Genomic DNA, 24726 nt, shown 5'->3' with positions numbered 1-24726 from the left:
CCTTTTTCTATGCGGGCAAGGGTTTGCAGTCCGGTGCCACCCACCCCAGCCGCGCCATCGGCGTCATCAGCCGATCGCGCGACCAGTAAGCAAACGGCCAGTCCTTGTCCCCCAGGGGCGAGGCCATCAGCACGGCGAAGGCGGCGGATGGCGCAACATCGTCCGGCAAGTCCGCCAGCAGGCGCCGCGTCATGTGCAGCGACGCCTGCGTGATCGTCTCGTGATAGCCGCGCGCCGCGTCGTTCACGCCGCCGACGCTTATATTATAGCGGCGGATCAGGTCGGGCATGTCGCGTTCGGGCATCAGGTCCGGGCGTTTGAGGATCAGCCACAGCGCCGTCGCGAAATGCGCGCCATGGGTCCACTGCGCCTTGAGCAGCGTGCAGGCGCAGAACCCCTGCGCCACCGATTCCATCTCTTCATCGGTCATGCGTCTTCCCCCAAATAAAAAGCCCCGCCGTTGCGGGCGGGGCTTGTCATCGCGCGCCTGGGCGCAGTCTGTCGGTCCCGCTTATCCGAGCGCGGCTTGCTTCTCTTCGGCCAGGCGCTTTATTTCCGCCTTGCTCTTCTTCTCGCTCGCCGATTTGAGCTGGCCGCACGCCGCCATGATGTCGCGCCCGCGCGGGGTGCGCACCGGCGCGCTGATGCCGCCTTCGAATACGATGGTGCTGAACGCGCGGATGCGGTCGGGCGTCGAACATTCATAGTCGGTGCCGGGCCAGGGGTTGAACGGGATCAGGTTGACCTTGGCCGGCAGCTTATATTTGCGGATCAGGCGGACGAGTTCGCGCGCATCCTCATCACTGTCATTCTTGTCGCGGATCATCACATATTCGAAGGTGATGCGCCGGGCATTATTTGCCTTGGGATAATCGGCGCAGGCCTGGAGCAGTTCCTCGATCCCATATTTGCGATTGAGCGGCACCAGTTCGTCACGCACTTCCTTGGTCACGCCATGGAGCGAGACGGCGAGGTTCACGCCGATCTCTTCGGCCGCGCGCGCCATCATCGGCACGACGCCCGACGTCGACAGGGTGATGCGCCGCTTCGACAGAGCGAGGCCATCGCCGTCCATGACCAGTTTGAGCGCGTCGCGGACATGATCGAAATTATAGAGCGGTTCGCCCATGCCCATCATCACGATGTTGGTCAGCATCCGCCCGTCCGGCGTATATTGCGGCGCGTCGTCGTAATCGTCGACATCGTTAGCAACGGCCATATTGCCCTTGGGCCATTCGCCCAGCGAATCGCGCGCCAGCATCACCTGCCCGACAATCTCGCCCGGCGTCAGGTTACGCACCAGTCGCATCGTGCCGGTATGGCAGAAGCTGCAATTGAGCGTGCAGCCGACCTGGCTGGAAACGCAGAGCGTGCCCCGGTCCGCGTCGGGAATGAACACCATTTCATAATCCTGCCCGTCGTCCGAGCGGAGCAGCCATTTGCGCGTGCCATCGCTCGACACCTGAGCTTCGACCACGTGCGGGCGGCCGACGACGAAGCGTTCGGCCATCCACCCGCGCATCGGCTTGGCCAGGTCGGTCATCGCGTCGAAATCGGTTTCGCCGCGATGATAGAGCCAGTGGAACACTTGCTTGGAGCGCAGCTTGGCGGCCTTCACGTCCAGCCCCGCCTCTTCCAGCACGGCTTTGATCTGCGGGCGCGACAGGCCCATCAGGTCGATGCGGCCATCCTCGCGCGGCGTCACCGCGCGCGGCACGGGCACAGGGTCGATAAGGCCGGGAATCGGCATGAGCGGGCTGGCGGCTGATTGCATGGCGCGCCCTTAGCCGATTTTTGCGGATTTTGGAAGCGCGCCTAACGCAACCGCGCACAGCCTAGCGCCGCAGCGTCCATCGCCGTCGCCGCGCCGCGCAGGGCGTAGCTGTCGGCAAAGCCGCGCCCGTCCGCGTTGATGCTGGACAGGCTCATGCTGCTGGCCGATCGCATCGCCGCGACGATCTGCGCGTCGCCGCGCTGGTCGGGCGCCCAAGCATCGACCTGCCCAGCTACCAGCGTGAATCGGCGCTCGCCTACGGTCAGCGTGACCGGCGCGTGCGGCGCGCGCGCGCGACTGAGGCGGAAATGCAGTTGCCCGCGCACCCGTTGGCGCGGCCAGGTGCCGACAGCGACGAAGCCCTTGGGCGTCTGGCCCCGGCGGGTCGAGGGCTGGGCGATGGCGTAGCAGCGCGGCCCGTTCTGCCCGGGGCCGGGATCGCGAAACGCGCCCCAGCCTTCGAAAACGCCCAGCGAATCGCGCGCCACCGCCGATGACGCCATCGATAGCGACAGGATGATCAGGGCGGACGCGCGATACATGGTCCGGGCAAAGCCCAAGCCATCCCCTTTTGCAACCCCGTCATGCTAAAAGCATGAAGGCGGCGCTTGCCCAAGTCGCTCCAGCGGTTATGAAGGACCATCCATCATTGTCGCCGGGATTCGACCAAATCCTTGGCTATCGGCTTAAAAAGAAACGGACAGAACAGGGACATGAAGGCCACCATCGAACGCGCGACGCTGTTGAAGAGCCTGAGCCACGTCCAGTCGGTGGTTGAGCGCCGGAATACCATTCCCATCCTGTCCAACGTGCTGATCGAGGCGTCGGCGGATGGCGCGATCAAGCTGATGGCGACCGATCTCGACCTGCAGATCGTCGAAAGCGTGTCGGCGCAGGTCGAGCAGGCGGGCGCGACGACCATTTCCGCTCACACTCTGTTCGACATCGCGCGCAAACTGCCCGAAGGTAGCCAGGTGTCGTTGCAGGCGGCCGAGGGCAAGATGCTGATCCAGGCCGGTCGCGCCCGGTTCAACCTGTCGACCCTGCCGCGCGACGACTTTCCGGTGATCGCGGAGGGCGACCTGCCCACCATTTTCGAACTGCCGGCAGAGACGCTCAAGCAGATCATCGACAAGACGCGCTTTGCGATTTCGACCGAAGAGACGCGCTATTATCTGAACGGCATCTATTTCCACGTCACCGACGACGACCAGCCGGTGCTGAAGGCCGCGGCGACCGACGGCCACCGCCTGGCCCGCGTCACGGTGACGCGCCCCGACGGCGCGGAAGGGATGCCCGGCATCATCATCCCGCGCAAATGCATCGGCGAACTGCGCAAGCTGCTCGACGAAGTGGACGGCTCTGTCGGCATCGCCTTGTCGGCCAGCAAGATCCGCTTCAACCTGGGCAGCGCGATCCTGACCAGCAAGCTGATCGACGGCACCTTCCCCGATTATAGCCGCGTCATCCCGACCGCGAACGACAAGCTGCTTAAGATCGACCCGCGCGGCTTCGAACAGGGCGTCGATCGCGTCGCCACTATCGCCACGGAAAAGACCCGCGCGGTCAAGATGAGCCTGGACAAGGACAAGATCACCCTGTCCGTCACTAGCCCGGAAAATGGCACGGCGGCCGAAGAAGTGCCCGGCGCGTTCCAGGGCGAAGGCTTCGATATCGGCTTCAATGCGCGCTATCTGCTCGACATATTGGGCCAGATCGACAGCGACCTGGTGGAACTGCATCTGGCCGATGCGGCAGCGCCCACGCTGATCCGCGAAAGCGACAGCAGCCCGGCGCTGTACGTGCTGATGCCGATGCGCGTCTGACCCCCCCTGGCGCGGGACGAATCTCGCGCCATTGCGGAGGCGAAGTAATTGTCTGGCAAGGAGTTTGCGGTAACGCGGGGGCATGTCCCTGCTGCGCGCCTCCCTGTCCGATAGCCCGTCCCGTTCCATGACATTGATGGTCGCGCTCGGCCTGTCGCAGAGCGGGACCGAGGTGTCGGCGTCCTGGATTTCGGGCGCCTTCATCCATGTCGCGCGCCTGTGGCCTCTGATCCTGCTGGCCAAGATCTGCGTCGTCACGCTGCTCAACCTGCCGCTTTATGCCGGTGACATCGCCCAGGTCGGCCTGATGATCGCCATGCTGATGATCGACGGGGCGTTGATGCTGGTGCCGCGCCGGTCGTGGTTCCAGCGCCAGATGCCGCATATCCAGAACTGGATGATGCTGCCGATGGTGTTCCTGTCTGGCCTGACCTTCAGCCTGTGGCTGGGTTTTGAAACCAAGGCGGCGACCGACACGCTGTTTCTGGCGGCGGTGCCGGAACTGGCGGTGGCGTTGCTGGCGGTGTGTATCTTCGGCGACCGCCGCCTGCTGGGCATCAGCTATTTTCTGGGCGCATTGCTGGTGTCGGTTGTGGAAAAGAGCGGCATGGCGCAGATCGGGCTGCTATGCAGTTGCGTGCTGGTGATGCTGATCGCGACCGTGCGTCAGGCGACCGCCGACCGTGACCAGGCGATCGCCCGGCACAGCCAGGATCTGCGCGCGCAACGGTCCGACCGATTGTTGCAGGAACATGAGCGCACCGGGCGCGGCTGGTTCTGGGAAACCGACCGGCAGGGCTGCATCACCTATATTTCGGACACGTTGGCCCAGTCGCTCGCCCTGTCCGCCGACAGGCTGATCGGTCGGCCGATTACCGAGATCATCCGCCCCGGCGACAAGAAGCAGGGCGATGGCGAACGCACGTTGGGCTTTCATCTGTCGGCGCGCACCGGCTTTGCCGACCTGGCGGTCTGCGCCGCGCTGTCACAGGAAGAACGATGGTGGTCGATTTCGGGCCAGCCGGTGTTCAACGAATATGGCCAGTTTCACGGCTTTCGCGGGTCGGGCACCGACCTTACCGAAATGCGCCGCAGCCAGGCGGAAGTCACGCGCCTGGCGCAGTTCGATTCGCTCACCGGCCTTGCCAACCGTATCCAGATGCTCAGCTCCCTGGAGCAGGCGGTGGCCGACCGGCGCGGCAAGCAGGGCGAATGCGCGCTGATGATGCTGGACCTCGACCGGTTCAAGATCGTCAACGACACGCTCGGCCATCCAGCGGGCGACGCGCTGTTGCGTCAGGTCAGCCAGCGGTTGCAGCGCGTGGTTGGCGACAAGGGGCTGGTCGGGCGTCAGGGCGGCGACGAGTTCAAAATCTTGCTGCCCGGCCGCCACGACCAGGCGATGCTGGCCCAACTGGCGCAGGCGATCATCGCGTCGGTGTCGCAGCCCTATATGATCGAAGGCACGGCCGTCGTGATCGGCGTGTCGATCGGCATCAGCTGCTGCCCCACCGACGGCGTTACCGCCGACGCGCTGATCCGCAACGCCGACCTGGCGCTCTACGCCGCCAAGGGCAACGGCCGCGGCGTCCATCGCTTCTATTCGTCGGACATGCATGCCGATGCGGAGGATCGCCGCGCGCTGGAGGAAGATCTGCGCCGCGCGCTCGCCGCCGACGGGCTGCATCTGGTCTATCAGCCGGTGGTGTCATCCAAGACCGAACATATTACCGGCTATGAAGCGCTGCTGCGCTGGAACCATCCGGTGCGCGGGCCGATTTCGCCTGCCCTGTTCATCCCGATCGCCGAGGATAGCGGGCTGATCGGCCAGATTGGCGAATGGGTGATGCGCACCGCCTGCCGCGATGCGGCCGACTGGCAGGACGGCATCCGCGTTGCGGTGAACGTGTCGCCCAGCCAGTTCGCCAATCCCGGCTTCCCCTCGACAGTGATGAGCGCGCTGGCCGGTGCGCAGCTGGCGCCCGAGCGGCTGGAACTGGAGATTACCGAAAGCGTCTTCCTGAACGACGACGATGGCACCGACGCGATGTTCACGCGATTGAAGGCAATCGGCGTGCGCCTCGCGCTCGACGATTTCGGCACCGGCTATTCCTCGCTCGGCTATCTGAAGAAGGCGCCGTTCGACAAGATCAAGATCGACCAGAGCTTCGTGCGCGGCGCCGCGACCAAGGGCAGCCGCAACAGCGCCATCATCAAGGCGATCGTCAGCCTGGCCGAAGCGCTGGGCATGGACACGACCGCCGAAGGGGCCGAAACGCAGGACGAACTGGCGCTGATCCGGCAGCTGGGATGCAGCCATATCCAGGGCTACATCTATGGCAAGCCGATGCCCGCCGCCGACGTGCTGGCGGGCCAGCGCAACGCGGGCACGGCGGCCAGCGCCAATGGCTTCCAGTCCAGCCGTCCGGAACGCAAGACGATGCTGCGCACCATCGCCGTCCATCATGACGGCCATGTCTATACCGGCCGCGTCCGCAATATCTCCGCCACCGGCGCGCTGATAGAGGGGCTGTGGAACGTGCCCGCAGGCACGTTGTTCGCGATCGAACTGGCGGAAAACCAGTTCGTCAACGCGACCAGCCGCTGGTCGAAGGACGACCGGATGGGCGTGGAATTTGCAGGCGCGATCGACATCAGCACGCTGCGCAGTGCGCCGCGATCGATGGCGGGCTGATCGACCGCATCGGCGCTTTTCCGCAGCGTCGGCAATAAAATGTCACAGGATCGGACGGGAACGCTGCGTGCCCAGAGCCATTATGTTGGACGAACGAGTGTCAACATAAGGATGAGCGATGCGGAATTTCGATGATGACAAGCAGCCTTCACATCGTCGTGCCAAGGGCGGCCTGAGCGGTTTGGGCGTAGCGATGGTCCTGGCGGTCGCGGCCGTGAGCGCCTACGCCATTTCCCATCGCGATTCCCCTGTCAAACCGGCCAGCGGATCTGCACAGGCGATGTCGCTGGCGAGTTCGAAATCGTCCACGCGTTGATGGGCGGATGAAACGGCTAAGGGAGGCGCAGGCTCTGCGCCACCCTTTCGGTTTTTAGAGCCTGATGGCGTCAGAGGGACTGGAGACCGACCTCCGTTCGTTTCGAGCGGAGCCGAGAAACGCGGGCGTAGTGCCGAATGCTTCTCGACTACGCTCGAAGCGAACGGATCACGGTGGAGCCGGTCTGCGATGGTCCCACTCGTCCCCCGGCGCAGGCCGGGGCCCAGGGTTCCGGGCGCTGAGTGTGGGGCTTCTGGACCCCGGCCTGCGCCGGGGCACAATATTCACGCAGCGATCGCCACCGGCGCCACGTCCGCCACCATCAGCCCACGCCCCAGATCGCGGATCAGGCCGATGAAGCGGGTCGCCTCCCGCACGATCATCGCCTTGTTGAAACAGGCGGCCGCGCCCCGGTCCATCGCTTCGGCGACGATCGGCGCGCCGTCGCGCATCAGGCTGGACAGCATGATCACAGGGCATGGCTCCATGTCCATGATCTCGTCCAATATCGCCAGGCCGTCCTTGCCCGGCATGGCGATGTCCAGCGTGACGACATCGGGCTTTTCCAGCCGGATCATCTCGATCGCCTCCTCGCCGTTCCGCGCGATGCCGACCACTTCGATCCGGCGGTCGCGCTCCAGCAGCGTCTCGATCATCGCGCGGATGGTGAGCGAATCGTCCACCACCACTATTCTGACAGGCTTCGTCACAGGCTTTTCCCCAACCGTTATACGCCATCATAACGGCCGGGGAACGAATGGCTTTAGCCGTGCCTAACGAGCATTTAACTACGCGGTCGATTGCCTGCCGCGAAATTGGGGAAGAACAGCTTGCGGAAGCTGATCGACACAGTGCGGCCCAGCGGGTCGAGATAGCCCGGCTGGTAGCGTAGCGGCGTCGTACCGCTGGCGTCGGTGACTTCGCGCCGCTGGTTGAAGATATTGTCGATGTTGAACGATATCCGCGCGCCGCGCAGGAAGGGTATCTTGCGCTCCAGCCCCTGCACCTGCCCCAGATTGGCGAAGAGGCGCAGGTTCGCGGTCGCCAGGCTACCGAAATTCAGGCGCGAACTGCCGCCTGCCGTGCCGGTCAGCGCGCCATCGACATGGGTGCCGCTTTCCCAATCGATGCCCAGCCGCGCGCCGATGCCGTTGTTCATATAGCCGACGCGCGCCTCTATCTCATGCCGGGGCTGGCCGCCCGACGACCCGGTGGCGTCGCCGTCCAGCAGGTTAAGCTGCGGCACGCCGGGCGCGATGTCGATGCTCTCGGTCAGGTGCCAGGTGTGATAGAGGCTGAAAGTCATCCGCCCGCCGCCTTGGCCGCCGCCGCGCCCACCGCCGCCAAATCCGCCGCCGCGCGGACCGCCACCGCCGCCCGGCCCGCCAGCGCCCGGCCCGTCGCCGCGCCGCCGATCGCCGCCCTCACCCCCACCGGGTGGGGGACCACCCTCGCCACGGGGCGGGCGATTGCCGAACAGCGCCTGCAATTCGGGCGGCCGGTCCTCCGGCTTGCCGCCCGATGCGCGCCATGCCTCTACCAGTTTCTGGACATGCGACTTGATCGGGATCGACAGGTCGACGCCCCAGCGCAGTTGTTCGCTCTTGGACGACAGGAAATTGATCGGCGTCGCGTCGATCTGCAGCAGGTTGCCGTCCGCGTCGCGCACGAAACGCTGTGGATAGGCGGCTTCCAGCGCCGGGGTGGGCGTGGGGAAGGCGGCGATCGGGTTGCGCGTGCGGCTGTTCAGGTAAGTGGCGGTCAGCGTCAGGTTCGGCTTTTCGAACGGCTTGATCCGCGCGTTCAGGCGGAACTGGTCGCGCACGCTTTCGCGCAGACCCGCATTGCCGCCCGAAATTTGGCTGACGAAAACGGTCTGCCCGGTCGCATAGTCGAAGACGGAGACGTTGGGCGTCGCAATCAGCGGATCGGTGATCTGCGCACCTGTCGGCGCGGCGCGATCCTGATTGGCCGACGCCAGCAACTGCACCGCCTTCACCGGCTCCCAGCGCAGGCCGTAGCCCAAGGTGGAGAGCGTGCCAAAGTCGGAATAGCGCTGCGCGGCGGCGTTGAAATTGATTCCGATATCGCCGACTGCGCCCAGCACGTCCTTCGACCTGCTGGTGATCGGCAGGTCCACGCTCAGCTGCCCGCTGCCGATCTGGCGGTCATAGTCCGACCGGCTTTCGACGCCCGATCGCACCGAGCGGCTGGTGAAATCATTGGTCGATGCGCCCAGGCGAATCGATGTCATCACCTCGCCCGCCGGCAGGGTGAACAGCGTCCCGCTGACCAGCAGGTCGCCCTGCACCGCTTGGCTTCTGGCGCGGGCGCCGTCGGTCAGCCGGGTGGAGAGCAGGTCCGGCGCGAAGCTGCCATAGGGGTTGACGCCGGGGTCGCCCGCGTCGATCGCCGACTGGATCGCGCCGATGGCGACACCGCGATCGGTGCGGGTGCGGGTGATCGACAGGTCGCCATTGCCGGTGAAGGACCATTGCCATTTGCGGCTGATCTGGCCGCTCAGCGTTAGGCCGACATGGCCGGTAGTGCCCCTGATCTGCTGTTCCAGCGCACCCTCCTGCGCCAGATAGCGATAAAGGGTGACGTCATTGGCGAAGGGGGAAAAGGCGCTGCCTGCAGGCAGGGTCAGCGCCGCCTGCGACAGCCCCTGGAGCGAAACATTGTCCGACAGTTCCAGCCGCCCGTTCAGCGTCGCGGACACCCCGCCCAGCGCGCGGGCCAGGGTGGCGTTGGCGGAAAAACTCTCCGTTTCCGGGCTGAGCGTGCGATATTGGGTCAGGTCGCTGACGGTGGTGACATTGGCGCCCGCGACGAAATCATTGAGCATGGGCGGCGTGGTGGCGGCGCTGCCCGGCACGCTTGCCACCGTCACCCCCTGCCCGGCCAGCGCCGACAGCGCAGGATCGATCTCGCCATTGGCGCCGGTGCCCACGATATTGCCCGCCAGCGCATAGGGGCGGTTGGGCGCGGTGGCGGTGATGCCGCGCTCGCTTTCCAGCAGCGCGGCGGCACGGCTATATTTCAGGTTCAGGGTGAAGCGGTTGTCGCCCTGGATGCGCAACAGCCCGGCTTCGACCTGGCCGTTCTCGCGCCCGCCCTGCGTTGTCGTGCCCACGCGCCCTTCGGCGGTTTCGGCGCGAAAACGCTGGCGCAGGACGATGTTCACCACCTTTTGCGTGGGCGCATAGCCATAAGATAGCGCCACCTGCTCGGGCAGGATATCGACCCGCGCGACCGCTTCGGACGGGATGTCCTGAATTTCGGAAAAGCTGGAAATACGCTTGCCGTTCAGCAGGATGACCGGCGATCCATTGGTCTGCGGCGACAATTCGCTGATCAGTTCGGAAATGGACGTGACGCCCAGCGCGCGGACATCGGCGGCGGACAATTGCTGTTCGGGTTCGACATTGCCGATCACCGATCCCCGCTGCGGCTGGCCGGTGACGACGATCTCGTCCCCTTCGTCCATCTGCACGGGCGGCGCGCCTTTCTGGGGGTCCAGCGCCTCCTGCGCCATCAGCGCGCCGGGCGCGACGCCGGTCAGGAGCGCGACACAGATCAGGCAAGCGGAAAGACGCACGAAAAACCCCCACAGGAAATACAGACTGATCACCGGACTAGCAGCCGCTTGTCGCAAGATTCTCGCAACAACCAGTGATATTTGTCGCAAGATGTAATCGGGCCGGGTGAACGGGGGCTGGCCGGGCGAACCAAGGCTGATAAAAGGATCGTCATGCGCAGCCTCTATCCCCCGATCGCCCCCTATGCCTCCGGCCATCTCGACGTCGGCGACGGCCATCATGTCTATTGGGAACGGGTCGGCACGCCGGGGGCCAAGCCCGCAGTGTTCCTGCATGGCGGGCCGGGCGGCGGCATTTCGCCCGATCATCGCCGCCTGTTCGATCCGGCGCGCTACGATGTGCTGCTGTTCGACCAGCGGGCCTGCGGACGATCGACGCCCCATGCGGACCTCGCCGCCAACACGACCTGGGATCTGGTCGCCGATATCGAGCGGCTGCGGGTGATGGCAGGCGTGGAGAAATGGCTGGTCTTCGGCGGCAGCTGGGGATCGACGCTGGCGCTCGCCTATGCGCAAACTCATGTCGACCGCGTCACCGAACTGGTGCTGCGCGGCATCTTCACGATCCGCAAACAAGAGATCGACTGGTATTATCAGGCAGGCGCGAGCCGCATCTATCCTGACAAATGGGAGCGGTTCGTGGCCCCCATTCCGGCGGCGGAGCGCGGCGATCTGGTGGGCGCCTATCGCCGCCTGCTGACCGGAGACGATCGCACGGCGCAAATCGCGGCGGCGCGGGCGTGGAGCGTGTGGGAGGGCGAAACCATCCGCCTGCTGCCCGACGCGGCCCTATCGGCGACGCACGACGCGGACGATTTCGCGTTGGCCTTCGCGCGCATCGAAAATCATTATTTCGTCCATGGCGGCTGGCTGGAGGACGGGCAGCTGATCCGCGACGCGGGCAAGCTCGCCGACATCCCCGGCGTCATCATCCAGGGGCGCTACGACATGGCCTGCCCGGCGGAAACCGCCTGGGCGCTGCACCGCGCCTGGCCGCAGGCGCGCTTCGAGATGATCGAGGGCGCGGGTCACGCCTATAATGAACCGGGCATATTGGACGCGCTGATCCGCGCGACGGATGGGTTTGCGGGTTAGCGCGTCCCCGGCCCCAGCGCCGGGTCCAGATCGCGGGGGCGGGTGAAGCTGGCGATCGTGGCGATATTCTCGCGCGCCTGTCCCCAGCGGTCGATGGGCAGGTCCAGCACTGCGATGCTGGCGGTCGGAAATTTGACCTCCACATCCTCACGCAGCGGATTGACACCATCGTCGGGGACGAGGTCCAGGATCAATTCCTCCAGCCCCGGATTATGCCCGGCCAGCAGCGCGCTGTCGGCGCTGTCGGGCAGGTCGCGCACGACATCGAACAGGGTCGGGGCGGAAGCGAGGTAGATGCGCCGGTCCCAACGCGCGTCCAGCGTTTCGCCATAGCCCGCGAAAAAGGTTTCCAGCGTCTGGACGACGCGCACCGCAGGGGATGCGACCAGCGTGTCGAACGCCATCTTCCGCTGCGCGGCAAACTGGCCCATCAGCATGGCGGCCTTCTCCCCCGCCGGTTCAGGGGCCGGTCGAAATCGCGCGCCACCGGATCGTCCCAATCCGATTTGGCATGGCGCAACAGGGTCAGCCGCTTCATTGTCACTCCCGCTGGGGCAAGCCTAGGTCCAGCCCCTGATGCCCCAAAGCGGTCCCCGCGCCAAGGCTTTGATCGCGCGACTGGACGCTGACGGCGATGATCGCCTCATCCAGCGTCAGGCGGCGGATCGGCGTGCCAGGCGGAAAGGCGCTCAGCAAGCGGCTGGGCATGGCGGCGGACAGGATGACGAAACTGCCCTTGTCCTCCGCCCGGCGGATCAGCCGCCCAAAGGCCTGCGCCAGCCGCGCGCGGATCAGCCGGTCGTCATAGGCGCTGCCGCCGCCCGCCAGCCGCCGCGCGGCGTGCAGCACGCTGGGCTTGGACCAGGGCACCCCCTCCATCACCACCAGCCGCAGCGAATGACCTGGCACGTCCACGCCATCCCGCAGCGCATCGGTGCCCAGCAGAGAGGCGCGCGGATCGTCGCGAAAAATGTCCACCAGCGTGCCGGTATCCATCGGATCGACATGTTGGGCGTAGAGCGGCAGCCCGGTGCGCGCCAGCCGGTCGGCGATGCGGGCATGGACCGCGCGCAACCGGCGGATCGCGGTAAACAGCCCCAGCGTGCCGCCGCCCGCCGCCTCGATCAGGCGACCGTATGCGCCGGACAGCGCGGCGATGTCTCCCCGCTTGATGTCGGTGACGATCAGCACTTCGGCGCGGCCGGGATAGTCGAACGGGCTGGCCGCCTCGAACCGCTCCGCGCCATAGGGCAGGTGCGTCGCGCCGCTGCGCGCTTCGGCATTGGACCAGTCGCCGCCGCCTTTGAGCGTCGCCGACGTCAGCAGCACGCCCTGCGCGGGCTTGAGCACCGTCTCCGCCAGCGGGCGCGTCGGGTCGAGCCAGTGGCGGTGAATGCCGATATCATATTCGCGCCCCTCGATCCGATCGACCGCCAGCCAGTCGACATAATCGGGGTCGGCCGGCCCGACGATCCGCGCAAGCAGCGCCAGCCAGGCCGCGATCAGGTCGCGCCGCCAGCCGAGCGACGCGATCGCGCCCTCCACCCGCGCCCGCGCCGCGCCATCCAGCCAGTCGGGCGCATCCTCGATCACCGCTTCCAGCCGCCGCGCCAGCCGCACCAGCGGCTTGATCAGCGCATCGAGCGCCAGTGCCGCTTCCTGCGCCGCCTCCACCAAGGCGCCGTCGGGTTCGGCCAGTTCGGTTTCCAGCCCATAGCCCGCATCGGCCTCGCCTGCCGCTTCGGCGCGGGTATAGACGGTGCCGCGCACGGCGGCGAGCAGCGCCTCCAGCGGCCCGAACGGTTCGCCCGCCACCACGCGTTTCAGCCATTCGTCGGCCGGCAGCGCCTGCGCCGCGTCGATCGCCGCGCGGATCGCCTGGCCGCCCTCCTCGTCATAGCTGGCCAAGTCCGACAGGCGCGCGGCCAGCCCGCGCCGTCGCCCGCGCGATCCGCCCTCCGGCCCCATGATCCAGCGGCGCAGCTCGATCGCCTCCTGCCCCGACAGCGCGACGGAAAAAGTGGAGTCCGCCGCATCGAACAGATGATGGCCTTCGTCGAACACGATGCGTTGCGGCCGCTGCCCGGTTTCGCGCCCGCGCGCGGCGTTGATCATCACCAGCGCGTGATTGGCGATGACGATGTCCGCATCGGCCGACGCGCGCGCCGACCGTTCGATGAAGCATTTGCGATAATGGGGGCAGCCCGCATAGATGCACTCGCCCCGCCGGTCGGTCAGCGCGGTCGATCCGTTGCGGCGGAACAAAGTCGGCAGCCAGCCGGGCAGGTCGCCGCCCACCATGTCGCCATCCTTGCTGAACGCGGCCCAGCGCGCGACCAGTTGCGCCAGGATCGCCGCGCGCCCGGCAAAGCCGCCCTGCAACGCATCTTCCAGATTGAGCAGGCAGAGGTAATTTTCCCGCCCCTTGCGCACCACCACCCGCTTCGCCGCCATTGCGGGGTCGGGAAAGAGGCGCAGGGATTCGCGGTCCAGCTGCCGTTGCAGCGCCTTGGTATAGGTCGATACCCACACCGTCCCCTGCGCTTCGTTTGCCCAGAGCGAGGCGGGAGCGAGATAACCCAGCGTCTTGCCGATCCCGGTGCCCGCTTCCGCCAGCAGCATATTGGGCTGGTCGCGATGCTTGCGCGGCGTGAAGGCGGCACTGGCCGCGGCGGCATAGGCGCGCTGGCCGGGGCGCGGTTCCGCCCCCGCGCCGGTCAGCGCATCGAGCCGGGCCAGCACCTGCTCTTCCTTCAGATTGATGGTACGCGGCGCGGGACGCGGCTGCGCCTCCTCCCATTCGGGCAATTTGGAAAAGAGCCAGCGTTCCGCCTCCCGCGGGCGGGCGATGCGCGGCGCGACCAGCGGCGACCAGCTCCAGCGCATCCGGTGCAACGCCTGCGCCGATGTCCAGCCGCCTTCCCGCTCCAGCCAGTCGGGCGCTTCGAGGCGGTCCAGCAACAGCGACGCCGCCTGTTGCAGCAGCGCGGGAATGTCGCCTTCGTTGACGGGCGCAGGCAGGCCCAATGCGCTCGCCAGCCCCTTGGGCGTGGGCACCAGGAAACGGGCGGGATGCAGGAAGGCCCAGAGTTCGAGCAGGTCGAGGCCGTTCAATTCGGGATAGCCAAGCCGCTGGCCGGTCAGCGGCGCGTTGAGCAGCAGCACCGGGGTTTCGGCGGTGTGGGCGATCGCCTGCCCCTTGGCGAGTGCCTGGGTTCGGTCGCCTTCACGCAGCCAGATGCCGCCATGGCTGGCGTGGAGGGCTGGCAGGGTGGCGGGATCGATCACCTGTCCGGGCTTAGGCGAACAGGAACAAAAGGAAAACCTGAAAAGTGGCAGGGTTTAGCTGCGGCGTTGCTTAGCCAAGCCGCCGCCCGAAACCACCGCCGCCAAAAGGTGCGACCACCAGACCGTTCTGCACGCGCGGCTGGAACGCGACCGGCACGCGCAGCGCGGCCCGCGCCATTTCCAGCCGCTGGTACAAAGGCCCGTCGCTCAATTCATAGGGGAAGCGGATGCCCATGCGATCCTCTTCGGACCAGCGGACCGTGCCGAAGACGATATAGCCGTCCAGGTCGATCTGGCATTGCGATCGTGCAGGCAAAGTGCAGCCCACAACCTGCGCGCCGCCTTCGCTCAGGTCGATGATGACGCCTTCCAGACTATCCAGCACGGTCGTTACGACGATGGGGATGTCCACGGCGATGCGCTCGCGGCTGCGCTGAATCTGCATATGGCCTCCTGTTGCCCATTATCGTGACGCAGAGTTAATGAAATCTAAACTTGCGAACGATTGTCAAAACGCTTTTACGCGCGAATAGCATTTTCTTTCGCTTTAGCAGGGTTTAGGGGGCGTGAATCATGACAATGTCCGATATTCTCCGCACGGCTGCGACCGCATCCAAGGCCTGGCCCTATGAAGAGGCCCGCAAGCTGCTGAAACGCTATGCCAGCGGTGCGCCGGAGAAAGGGCATATCCTGTTCGAAACCGGCTATGGTCCATCGGGCCTGCCGCATATCGGCACCTTCAACGAAGTGCTGCGCACCACCATGGTCCGCAACGCCTTCCATGCGCTGTCGGATATCCCGACGCGGCTGGTGGCGTTCAGCGACGATCTGGACGGCTTCCGCAAGGTGCCCGACAATGTGCCGAACCAGGCGATGCTCAGCCAATATCTGGGCAAGCCGCTGACGCAGGTGCCCGATCCGTTCGAAAAGTTCGAAAGCTTCGCGCATCATAATAATGCGATGCTGCGCGACTTTCTCGACAGTTTCGGCTTCGACTATGAATTCGTCTCCGCGACCGAGCAATATCAGGCGGGCGCCTTCGACGACGCGCTGCGGCAGGTGCTGCGCCGTTATCAGGCGATCATGGACATCATGCTGCCGACCCTGCGCAAGGAACGGCAGGCGACCTATTCGCCGGTGCTGCCGATCAGCCCTAAAAGCGGCATCGTGCTGCAGGTGCCGGTCGAGGTGATCGACGCCGAAGCGGGCATCGTGCGGTTCGAAGATGAGGGCGAGACGGTCGAACAATCGATCCTGGGCGGCGCGGCCAAGCTGCAATGGAAGGTCGACTGGGCGATGCGCTGGTATGCGCTGGGCGTCGATTATGAAATGGCGGGCAAGGATCTGATCAATTCGGTCACCCAATCGTCCAAAATCTGTCGCGCGCTGGGCGGCCGCCCGCCCGAAGGCTTCAATTACGAGATGTTCCTGGACGAAAAAGGGGAGAAAATCTCCAAGTCCAAGGGCAACGGCCTTAGCCTGGAGCAGTGGCTGACCTATGGGCCGCAGGAGAGCCTGGCTTTCTACGCCTATCGCGAACCGAAAAAGGCCAAGCAACTGCACATGGGCGTCATCCCCCGCGCGGTGGACGAATATTGGCAGTTTCGCGGCAATTACGCCAAGCAGGCGATCGAACAGCAGCTGGGCAATCCGGTCCATCATATCCATGACGGCAAATTACCGCAGGGCGAATTGCCGGTGACCTTCGGCCTGTTGCTGAACCTCGTCGGCGTGATGGGCGACGCCAGCCGCGACCAGGTGTGGAGCTATCTGCAAAATTATGTGCCCGGCGCCAGCGCGGACACCTATCCCGAACTCGATGCGCTGATCGGCCATGCGCTGGCCTATCATCGCGATTTCGTTGCGCCGACGCTGCAACGCCGTGCGCCTGACGCAAACGAAGCCGCCGCTCTGCGCCAGTTGGACACCGAACTCGCTGCGCTCCCGGATGGCGCTTCGGCGGAGGATATCCAAAATATCGTCTATGCCATAGGCAAGGATGAGGCGTTCGGTTTCGCGGAACTGCGCGACTGGTTCAAGGCGCTGTACCAGACGCTTCTGGGCGCTGACCAAGGGCCGCGCATGGGCAGCTTCATCGCCCTCTATGGAGTCGAAAACAGCCGAAAACTGATTGCCGAGGCTTTGGCGGCCTGACCGCCTGATAAGGACAAGGGGAACATTGCGCCCCATCGGACGTTTGCCGCTGCGGTCCACCCCCCTTTCGGACTGGTGAGCGCCTTGCGCGCTTATCGGCCGCGTATGCCCGGAAACGGGCTGCGCGGCCAAGGCGGGGGACAGGAAACCAGCCCCGGACATCGTCCGAGGCTGGTTTTTCTCCATCAGGGGCAGCGTCTTACCAGAAGAAGCCGCGATGCGCCGTGATCACGCGACCGGTGCGGACATTGACCAGCAGCACGTCGTTATAATGGCGCACCCACTGCTGGTTCGCGCCGGGACGGGGCAGGCGATAACGGTTGGTGTCGGCGATATAATAGCGCGACGCATAATAGTTGGGGCGAAGCTGCGCGCCGGCATTCCACTGGGTATAACGGAACGGCGCGCGCCAGTTGCCGCCACGATAGACGTCGCGATGGGTGCGGCGATAATCGCGCCAGTCTTCACGCACTTCACGGCGGGCCTCCCGCACGTCGCGGCGCTGTTCGCGCACATCGCGACGGTCGCCATAACGCTGCGCCTGACGCAGGTCGCGCTGTTCCTGACGCAGATTCTGTTCGCTGCGGCGGACTTCGCCATAGGATTGGGCCGAGGCGACGCTTGGGACGACGGTGGCGGCCAGAAGGCCCAGGATGATCAGTTTACGCATGACATATCTCCCATATTTCGTGGCGGCTGAACCATTTGGACGAAACCCGGTTCCGCCGCCGACAACAGGAGATATGGGCCGCCGCAACTGAACGGGCCGAAAATGATTCTGTCAGATTCCAGTCATTTATGTCGCAAAGTGTAACAGGTGCGCATCACCCCCAGGGGCGTTCGCGAAACCATTTGGTCACGACATATTTGGTGCCCTGCTCCACCGGTCGCGCGGCGTGCAGGCTGAAGCGATTGGGTGCGCCGTCGCGGTCCATATTGTTCCAGATCAGGATCATGCCTTCCACCGGCGGCACCATGAATTCGCATTGCGGGAAATGCGTCTCACCGCCCGCTTCGACCGACGACAGATAGATCATCGCGGTCCAGCTGCGCTGCCCGCCGGTCGTGCGCATCTGCTGCCAATAATCGGCGGTGACGGGGAAATAGTCGCAATGGACCTTATATTGCTGGCCGGGCGCATAGCGCTGCCCCTGCAACGTCTCGCCATGGCGGGCGGGCAGACCGGTGAGCGCGCAGATCCGGTCGCTGACCCCCATGACCAGATCGTTCCAGGGATTGAGGTTGCAGCTATGGCTGGTGCGATAATCGGCATTGGCGCTGCCCGAAAACAGCGTCGACGGCTTGGCGTCGGCATCGATCAGCGCGCGCAGCCCCGCACATGCCTCCGCGCTCAGGAAGTCCTGTCGGCCATAGATTTCCAGATGCGGCAATTCGGCGATGCGATGCACCATCGGATTGCGGTCCAGCCGCTTGCGCACCTCTGCTCCGATTTCGGCCCGCAGCGGCGACGCCGTGCCGCCATCATCCAATTTGTCCGTCATGGCCCCACCCTTGCCACAGCCGCGCCCGCCATGAAAAGACCCCGAAGCGTTGCCGCTTCGGGGCCAGGGGTTCCTGAAGGCCGTCCAGGAAGTCGGTCTTACCAGAAGAAGTCGTGGATCACGTCGACGACATAGCCGTCGCGAATGTCCACCAGCATCGCGTCATCATAATAGCGGACCCAGCGCAGCGTGCCGTAGGCAGGCGGCAGGCGGTAGCTATAGGGATCGTCCAGCCAGTAGCTGTTGGAATAGAGCAGCCGGTTCAGCACGATCCCGACGGAAAAGCGGCGATAGCCATAGTCCCAGCCGCGCGGGGCGTTGTACCGGCCCATGCGATACCGATCGCCATAGCGGTTGCGATAGCTGTTCCAGTCATAGCGGCGGTCCTGCCGCCAGCCATTGTCCCAGCGCCGTTGCTGGCTCCACCGCGTACGATCGTCGAAGCGGCGGCCGTCATTCCAGTTGCCGCCACCGGGCCGACCGGCATTGCCGTTCCAGCGCGGGTCGCCGCGCCCGTCGTTCCGGCGATCATCGCCCCGGTTCGACCAGTTGGGCGGGCGGCTGTCGCGCGGATTGTTGCGCCAATCCGGGCGATCGTTGCGGCCGTCATTGCGCCAATCGGGCTGGCCGTTGCCGCGACCCTGCCAGTTTTGCGCACGATCGTCGCGCTGGCCCAGGCGGTTGTCGGGCCTTGGGGCAACGGGCTGGGAAGGACCGGGGCGGTTCTGGTCGTTGCGCCATTGCGGGTTGGGGCGTCCATCGGGTCGCTGATCGGGGCGGTTGTCGGGACGCGCGTCCGGTCGTGCGCCCATCTGGGGCGCTGGCCGGTCCGGACCGCGCTGCTGCCAGCCCTGACCCCGGTCAGGACGACCCGGCCCGTCGCCGCGTGGCGCGCCGCCGTCGGGCCGCCCGCCACGATCACCACGATCGCCACCGCGGTCACGATCACCACCGCGATCGCCGCGTTGCTCCTGGCTAGTCTGCGCATAGGCCGGGGCGACACCGCTCAGCAGCGTCGCGGCCATCAGGCCCGCCAGCATCATCTTCCTCAACATCGTTTTGACCTTCCATGGCCGGGGACACATCGCCCCCTGATCATCCTGTTCTATGACAGGCGCGATGTCGTGATGCTGAACCCGACAGACAGCTATTTGAAAGAATCGCCCCGCTAGGCTACACGCAACGGTTGGGCGGCAAACCGAGATAATGCGGCAGAAAGCTGATCCAGATCAATGCAATGCCGTAACAATCACTATAGGACTGCCGGGTGACGCGAACTTTCAATGCCGATACTGCTCGCCACGCTCTGCGCGACGCGACGAGGGAAAGCCATCAACGGGTCGATGCCGTCTATAGCGGCTTCGCGCTCGAATTCGGCTGCGGACTACGGCATTTTTCTGACCGCCCATGCCCGCGCCCTGGGCGCATTGGAAACGGCCGCCCGTCCCGAAGCCCCACGCCTGCCGCTACTGGCCGACGATCTGGCGGCGATGGACCTGCCCATGCCCGATCCTTTGGCGATGGACGTGGGCACAGGGGACGGGTTTCTGTGGGGCGTACGCTATGCGCTGGAAGGATCACGGCTAGGCGGCGCGATGCTGTCGCGCCAGGTCGCGCCCGGCCTGCCCAAGGCCTATCTTTCGGCGGCCCATGGCAAGGGCGAATGGATCGCTTTCCAGGCCGCGCTCGACAGCGCCGCCGGGGATGGTGGCGAAGGCTGGCTGGACGACGCCGTGCAGGGCGCCCAGGCCGCCTTCGCCCTGTTCGCCCAGGCCGGACAGACGCCCGTCCATGGCTGATCGCGAAGCGTCCGATACGGACTTCCATGTCGACCTGACCAATTGCGACCGGGAACCGATCCATGTGCTGGGCATGGTTCAGCCCTTCGGTTTCCTGATGGCACTGACCGCCGACTGGCTGGTGTCGCGGGTATCGACCAACATCGCGCAGTTCATCGGCCTGACGCCCGACGAGATGCTGGGCAAGCCGGTGCATATGCTGCTGGACGGCGAAGCCATTCATGCGCTGCGCAACCGCATCACGCTGCTGCGCGGTCCCGATTCGGTCGAGCGCCTGTTTTCGATTCCCCTGATCGAAGGCGGCCCGTCCTTCGACGTAGCGGTGCATTTTTCCGGCCAACTTGTCGTGATCGAGGCCGAACCGGCTGCGCATGACGAGATGGAAGCCAGCAGCACCGTGCGTTCGATGGTGTCGCGCCTGGCGCAGACGGACACAATGACCGCTTTCCTGCGCGATGGTGCGCGGCAGGTGCGGGCGCTGACCGGTTTCGACCGGGTGATGGTCTATCGCTTCGCCGACGGCGGCGATGGCGAAGTGGTGGCCGAAGCGCTCAGGCCTGGGGTCGAGAGTTTCTTCGGCCTGCATTATCCCGCGTCCGACATTCCGGTGCAGGCGCGCGCGCTCTATCTGCGCAACATCTTTCGCGTCATCGCCGATGTGCAGGCGCAACCGGTGCCGGTCATCCCCGCGCTGGATCCGACCGGCGCGGCGCTCGACATGTCGCTGTGCCTGACCCGCGCAGTATCGCCCATTCATATCGAATATCTGGGCAATATGGGCGTCGGCGCATCGCTCTCCATATCGATCATCGTCGAAGGCAAGCTGTGGGGGCTGTTCGCCTGCCACCATTATAGCCCGCGCCTGCCAACCTTTGCGCAACGCAGCGCCGCCGAACTGTTCGGCCAGATTTTCTCGATGATGCTGGAAAGCCGCGAACGCGGGGAAACCGCCGCTTATGAGGGCAAGGCGCGGCAGGTGGGCGATCGGCTGCTGGCGGCGGTGGCGCAGGATCACGACCTGCTGTCCAACGCGCGCTGGCTGGGCGACATTATCTTCGACACGATTCCCGCCGATGGCGTTGGCGTCTATATCGACGGGCAGATGACCTTTTCGGGCCTGGCGCCCGACGCGCCCGCCTTTTCCGCGATCGTGTCGATGCTCAACCGCGTCGCTGCCAGCCAGGTCTATACGACCGACCATCTCTCGTCGGTGCTGCCCGAAGCGGCGGCCTATGCCGATCGGGTGTCCGGGCTGCTGGCGATCCCCCTGTCCCGCCGCCCGCGCGATTATGTCGTGCTGTTCCGCGCCGAACAATTGCGCTCGGTGCGCTGGGCGGGAAAGCAGGACAAGCTGATCGAAGATGGTCCCGACGGACCGCGCCTGTCCCCGCGCAAGAGCTTCGAACAATGGTCGCAACTGGTGAAGGGCATGGCGATCGCCTTTGCCCCGGCCGAAATGCGTGTGGCCGAAGCGCTGCGTACCGCCCTGCTGGAAGTGATCCTGCGCCTGTCCGATTCCGCCGATGCGGAACGGCAGCGGGCGAACGAGAAGCAGGAACTGCTGATCGCCGAACTCAATCACCGCGTCCGCAACATCCTGTCGCTGATCCGCGGCCTGCTGTCGCAGACGCGAGACAGCGCCGGGTCGGTCGAGGAATTTATCGCTACGTTGGAAAGCCGCGTCCATGCGCTGGCGCGCGCGCATGACCAGATCACCGCCGATCGCTGGAGTCCCGCGCGCCTCTACGACCTGATCGAGGTTGAATCGGGCGCCTATCTCGGCGAACGCAGCGACCGGGTGCGCCTGTCCGGTCCCAATGTGCTGCTGACGCCCGGCTGTTTCACCGTGCTGGCGCTGGTGATCCACGAAATGCTGACCAACGCCGCCAAATATGGCGCGCTGTCGGACAATGGCACGGTGTCGATCGCCTGGCGCGTGGATGAAGATGGCAGCCTGCTGATCGACTGGACCGAAAGCGGCGGCCCGGCGGTCGTCGCGCCCACCCGGCGCGGCTTCGGGTCGACCGTGATCGAACGGTCCATCCCCTATGATCTGGGCGGTCATGCGGAGGTTCATTATCGGCTGGCCGGGATAGAAGCGCATTTCTGCGTGCCGTCCACCCATGTCGTATCCGTGCTGCCGGACGTGACCGGGGCCGATCGTGCCAAGGTCGCAGTGCCGGTCGAACCGGGCCTGCTCAAGGGGCGCAATATCCTGCTGGTGGAGGATAATATGATCATCGCCATGGATGGCGAGGACGCATTGCGCGATCTGGGCGCGGACGTGATGACCGCCGCCAGCATCGGCCGTGCGCGCGAAGCGATCGCGATCGCGCCGGTCGATCTGGCTGTGCTGGACTTCAATCTGGGGCCTGAGACGAGTCTGCCCATCGCAGACCTGCTGGCCGAACGCGGCGTGCCGTTCATCTTCGCCACCGGCTATGGCGACGGGCTGGAACTGCCGGTCCGGTTCAAGGATGTGACCTTGCTCAAAAAGCCCTATTCCAGCGCGACGCTGGCGCAGGCCTTGGCGCCGATCACTAAGGCATAGTGATGGTCGCGCGTCGCGAGACGCCGATCTTCGACCATGAAACGGACGGTTTCCGTTTCGCCGATTGTCGCGCGCGCCGTTCGCGCCAATCTATCGGCCATTGCGCTCGCCTGTCCTACCGGTCGTCGCCCTGCTATCTTGCCGCATGACGGTAGCCAGCGGGCTTTCCGATAGGATCAGGATCACGCAATAAAATGTCAGGATTTGCGGGAAATATGCGAAGTTAAGCCCGACCTGCCTGCAACCGAGTAAGCCATGACCCAGCCCACCCTCTTCATCCCCCATGGCGGCGGTCCCTGTTTCTTCATGGACCCGGCCGACCCGGATCATCCCCATAGCGACCCGATGTGGCACCCGATGCAGGATTATCTGGCGGGTCTGATCGCCAGCCTGCCCGAACGGCCCCGCGCCATCCTGCTGGTATCGGGCCATTGGGAGGAAGCCGCCTTCACCCTGCATGTCGGCGACCATCCGCCGCTGCTGTTCGACTATTATAATTTTCCGCCGCACACCTACAGGCTGAGCTGGGACGCGCCGGGCGCGCCCGATCTGGCGCGCCGTGCCGCCAGCCTGTTGCAGCAAGCCGGTTTCGCCACGGCGCAGGAAGCGGCGCGCGGCAGGGACCATGGCGTCTTCATCCCCATGAAGGTGGCGTTGCCCGACGCGGACATCCCCGTCGCCCAATTGTCGCTGCGCCACGACCTCGACCCCGCCGCCCATATCGCCGCCGGTCGCGCGCTTGCGCCGCTGCGTGATGAGGGCGTGCTGATCGTCGGATCGGGCATGAGCTTCCACAATCTGCGCGTACGCGGCCCGCAAGCAATCGATTCATCGACCCAGTGGGACGAAGCGTTGACGGCGGCGGTGACCGATCCTGATCCGCAGGCGCGCGCCGCCCGCGTCGCCGCCTGGGCGGATCTGCCGAACGCCCGCTTCGCCCATCCACGCGAGGAGCATCTGCTGCCGTTGATGGTGGCGCTGGGCGCTGGCGGCGATGCCGTCGCAACCCGCGACCATAGCAGCACGGTCATGGGCTGGGCGGTGTCGGGCTACCGCTTCGGCTGAGCAGGACGACCCAGCGCCGGAACGGTCCGCGCCGCATCTTCCGGGGTGATGCCGGGCGGCGGCGCGGGCGCGACCTGGTCGCCGCTGGCGTCGTCTTCCCCGCGCATGATCCGCCCCGCCCGCTTGATCGCCCCGCGCAGCCGGGGATAGATGCCGCAGCGGCAGATATTGGTGATCGCCGCGTCGATATCTTCGTCGCTCGGATCGTTGGTCCGGCGCAGCAGCACCGACGCCGCCATGATCATGCCGGCGATGCAGTAACCGCATTGCGACACATTGTCGGCGGCAAAGGCCTGTTGCACCGGATGACCGCGATCGGGCGACAAGGCTTCGATCGTGGTGACGAAGCGCCCTTCGGTCTTGCCGATCGTCACTTGGCAGGATCGCACCGCCTCCCCATCGATATCGACGGTGCAGGCGCCGCAATCCCCGGTGCCGCACCCATATTTGGTGCCGGTCAGGTTCGACGCATCGCGTAGCGCCCACAGCAGCGGCGTATCCGGGTCCATGCGATATTGGACCGGCCGGTCGTTGACGGTGAAGCGGGTCATGACATCGCGTCGACGGCCGCGTCCGCCTCTTCGGCGTCGGCCTTGTGATACAGGACTTCGTTGCGGATATGGATGATCTTCGACGCCAGCCGGATTTCCTGGATGAAGGTCGCAAAACCGCCCGCCTGCAGCATCATCGCTAAGCTGAACAGGACCGCGATCGGCGTGCCCAGATGCGCCCCGAACAGATTGCCCGCAAACAACAGGATGACGACCAGGCAGACCGCGCAGGCCGATGCGACCGACAGGAAGATGGCGCTGTTGACGACGCTCATCCGCCGGTCCAGCACGCGGATTTCCGCGACCTTGCGGTCATGCTCCTTGCCGCGCGTCGTCAGGATCGACCGCTCCACATCGCGCGCCCGATCGATGATGCGCGCCAGGCGGCTGACGCAGACATTGAGGAACGCGCCAATGCCCGCCAGCAGGAACACCGGCGCCAGCGCCAGCTGGATGGTCTGCGCGACCTGAGAGACTTGTGGCAGGGGGATCATCGCGCGGCACCTCTT

20 protein-coding genes and 1 pseudogene are annotated in these 24726 nt (G+C 65.5%); 8 read left to right on the top strand and 13 right to left on the bottom strand.

Annotated elements, in window-relative coordinates; all coding sequences use genetic code 11:
• Positions 1-7: 7 nt before the first annotated feature.
• From U5A89_RS20530 to U5A89_RS20520, 3 genes are all read right to left on the bottom strand, one after another.
• Positions 8-430: a hypothetical protein gene (locus tag U5A89_RS20530; RefSeq protein WP_338162827.1), complete on the bottom strand. Its 423-nt coding sequence runs from the start codon at positions 428-430 to the stop codon at positions 8-10.
• Between the two features lie 81 nt (positions 431-511).
• Positions 512-1774 carry a dual-specificity RNA methyltransferase RlmN gene (rlmN, locus tag U5A89_RS20525; RefSeq protein ID WP_338162826.1) on the bottom strand — a complete coding sequence of 421 codons (1263 nt, stop codon included), beginning with the start codon at positions 1772-1774 and terminating at the stop codon, positions 512-514.
• A 41-nt stretch (positions 1775-1815) separates the two neighbouring features.
• Positions 1816-2316 (bottom strand): invasion associated locus B family protein, encoded by a 501-nt coding sequence (locus tag U5A89_RS20520; RefSeq protein ID WP_338163137.1) that lies wholly within the window; start codon positions 2314-2316, stop codon positions 1816-1818.
• 171 nt (positions 2317-2487) lie between these two features.
• Here U5A89_RS20520 and dnaN point away from each other — a divergent pair, with 171 nt between their 5' ends.
• The 3 genes from dnaN (at position 2488) to U5A89_RS20505 (ending at position 6611) form a co-directional block, all read left to right on the top strand.
• Complete coding sequence (gene dnaN / locus U5A89_RS20515; RefSeq protein WP_338162825.1) at positions 2488-3600, top strand: DNA polymerase III subunit beta; 1113 nt, start codon at positions 2488-2490, stop codon at positions 3598-3600.
• A gap of 82 nt (positions 3601-3682) precedes the next feature.
• Positions 3683-6295: an EAL domain-containing protein gene (locus U5A89_RS20510; RefSeq protein ID WP_338162824.1), complete on the top strand. Its 2613-nt coding sequence runs from the start codon at positions 3683-3685 to the stop codon at positions 6293-6295.
• Between the two features lie 118 nt (positions 6296-6413).
• Positions 6414-6611, top strand: coding sequence for a hypothetical protein (locus U5A89_RS20505; RefSeq protein ID WP_338162823.1), 198 nt, complete (start codon positions 6414-6416; stop codon positions 6609-6611).
• Between the two features lie 284 nt (positions 6612-6895).
• Here the strand turns inward: U5A89_RS20505 and U5A89_RS20500 are convergent, their stop codons facing one another.
• Both U5A89_RS20500 and U5A89_RS20495 read right to left on the bottom strand, forming a co-directional pair.
• Positions 6896-7321, bottom strand: coding sequence for a response regulator (locus U5A89_RS20500; RefSeq protein WP_338162822.1), 426 nt, complete (start codon positions 7319-7321; stop codon positions 6896-6898).
• A 74-nt stretch (positions 7322-7395) separates the two neighbouring features.
• A complete protein-coding gene (locus tag U5A89_RS20495; RefSeq protein ID WP_445190710.1) occupies positions 7396-10149 on the bottom strand; it encodes a TonB-dependent receptor in 2754 nt (917 codons plus the stop codon).
• A gap of 216 nt (positions 10150-10365) precedes the next feature.
• Between U5A89_RS20495 and pip the strand changes: the two genes are divergently transcribed.
• Entirely contained in the window at positions 10366-11307 is a 942-nt protein-coding gene (gene pip, locus U5A89_RS20490) for a prolyl aminopeptidase (protein ID WP_338162821.1), read from the top strand.
• Here pip and U5A89_RS20485 read toward each other — a convergent pair.
• The 3 genes and pseudogenes from U5A89_RS20485 to U5A89_RS20475 form a co-directional block, all read right to left on the bottom strand.
• Positions 11304-11845, bottom strand: a pseudogene (locus U5A89_RS20485) (SixA phosphatase family protein). The gene pip and the pseudogene U5A89_RS20485 overlap by 4 nt on opposite strands.
• A gap of 2 nt (positions 11846-11847) precedes the next feature.
• Positions 11848-14595 carry an ATP-dependent DNA helicase gene (locus U5A89_RS20480; RefSeq protein ID WP_338162820.1) on the bottom strand — a complete coding sequence of 916 codons (2748 nt, stop codon included), beginning with the start codon at positions 14593-14595 and terminating at the stop codon, positions 11848-11850.
• A gap of 70 nt (positions 14596-14665) precedes the next feature.
• Positions 14666-15040, bottom strand: a complete 375-nt coding sequence (locus U5A89_RS20475; protein WP_338162819.1) for a PilZ domain-containing protein — start codon at positions 15038-15040, stop codon at positions 14666-14668.
• A 128-nt stretch (positions 15041-15168) separates the two neighbouring features.
• Between U5A89_RS20475 and U5A89_RS20470 the strand changes: the two genes are divergently transcribed.
• Positions 15169-16749, top strand: coding sequence for a lysine--tRNA ligase (locus tag U5A89_RS20470; RefSeq protein WP_338162818.1), 1581 nt, complete (start codon positions 15169-15171; stop codon positions 16747-16749).
• Between the two features lie 199 nt (positions 16750-16948).
• Here U5A89_RS20470 and U5A89_RS20465 read toward each other — a convergent pair whose 3' ends face one another.
• From U5A89_RS20465 to U5A89_RS20455, 3 genes are all read right to left on the bottom strand, one after another.
• On the bottom strand, positions 16949-17419 hold the full coding sequence (locus U5A89_RS20465; protein ID WP_338162817.1) for an RcnB family protein: 471 nt from the start codon (positions 17417-17419) through the stop codon (positions 16949-16951).
• A gap of 154 nt (positions 17420-17573) precedes the next feature.
• Positions 17574-18251: a prolyl hydroxylase family protein gene (locus U5A89_RS20460; RefSeq protein ID WP_338162816.1), complete on the bottom strand. Its 678-nt coding sequence runs from the start codon at positions 18249-18251 to the stop codon at positions 17574-17576.
• 98 nt (positions 18252-18349) lie between these two features.
• Complete coding sequence (locus U5A89_RS20455) at positions 18350-19306, bottom strand: RcnB family protein (RefSeq protein WP_338162815.1); 957 nt, start codon at positions 19304-19306, stop codon at positions 18350-18352.
• 288 nt (positions 19307-19594) lie between these two features.
• Here U5A89_RS20455 and U5A89_RS20450 point away from each other — a divergent pair, with 288 nt between their 5' ends.
• From U5A89_RS20450 to U5A89_RS20440, 3 genes are all read left to right on the top strand, one after another.
• Positions 19595-20050, top strand: a complete 456-nt coding sequence (locus U5A89_RS20450; protein ID WP_338162814.1) for a biliverdin-producing heme oxygenase — start codon at positions 19595-19597, stop codon at positions 20048-20050.
• On the top strand, positions 20043-22601 hold the full coding sequence (locus U5A89_RS20445; protein WP_338162813.1) for an HWE histidine kinase domain-containing protein: 2559 nt from the start codon (positions 20043-20045) through the stop codon (positions 22599-22601). The genes U5A89_RS20450 and U5A89_RS20445 overlap by 8 nt, the downstream gene beginning before the upstream one ends.
• Positions 22602-22856: 255 nt before the next feature.
• Complete coding sequence (locus U5A89_RS20440; protein ID WP_338162812.1) at positions 22857-23666, top strand: DODA-type extradiol aromatic ring-opening family dioxygenase; 810 nt, start codon at positions 22857-22859, stop codon at positions 23664-23666.
• Here U5A89_RS20440 and U5A89_RS20435 read toward each other — a convergent pair.
• Positions 23651-24217 carry a (2Fe-2S)-binding protein gene (locus U5A89_RS20435; protein WP_338162811.1) on the bottom strand — a complete coding sequence of 189 codons (567 nt, stop codon included), beginning with the start codon at positions 24215-24217 and terminating at the stop codon, positions 23651-23653. The two genes, U5A89_RS20440 and U5A89_RS20435, sit on opposite strands and share 16 nt — an antisense overlap.
• Positions 24214-24711 (bottom strand): DUF2721 domain-containing protein, encoded by a 498-nt coding sequence (locus U5A89_RS20430; protein ID WP_338162810.1) that lies wholly within the window; start codon positions 24709-24711, stop codon positions 24214-24216. Before U5A89_RS20430 ends, U5A89_RS20435 begins: the two co-directional genes overlap by 4 nt.
• Positions 24712-24726 lie beyond the last annotated feature (15 nt).

This window comes from Sphingobium sp. HWE2-09, assembly GCF_035989265.1.
Classification (GTDB): Bacteria; Pseudomonadota; Alphaproteobacteria; order Sphingomonadales; family Sphingomonadaceae; genus Sphingobium.
This window is presented reverse-complemented; position numbering and strand designations above follow the sequence as displayed.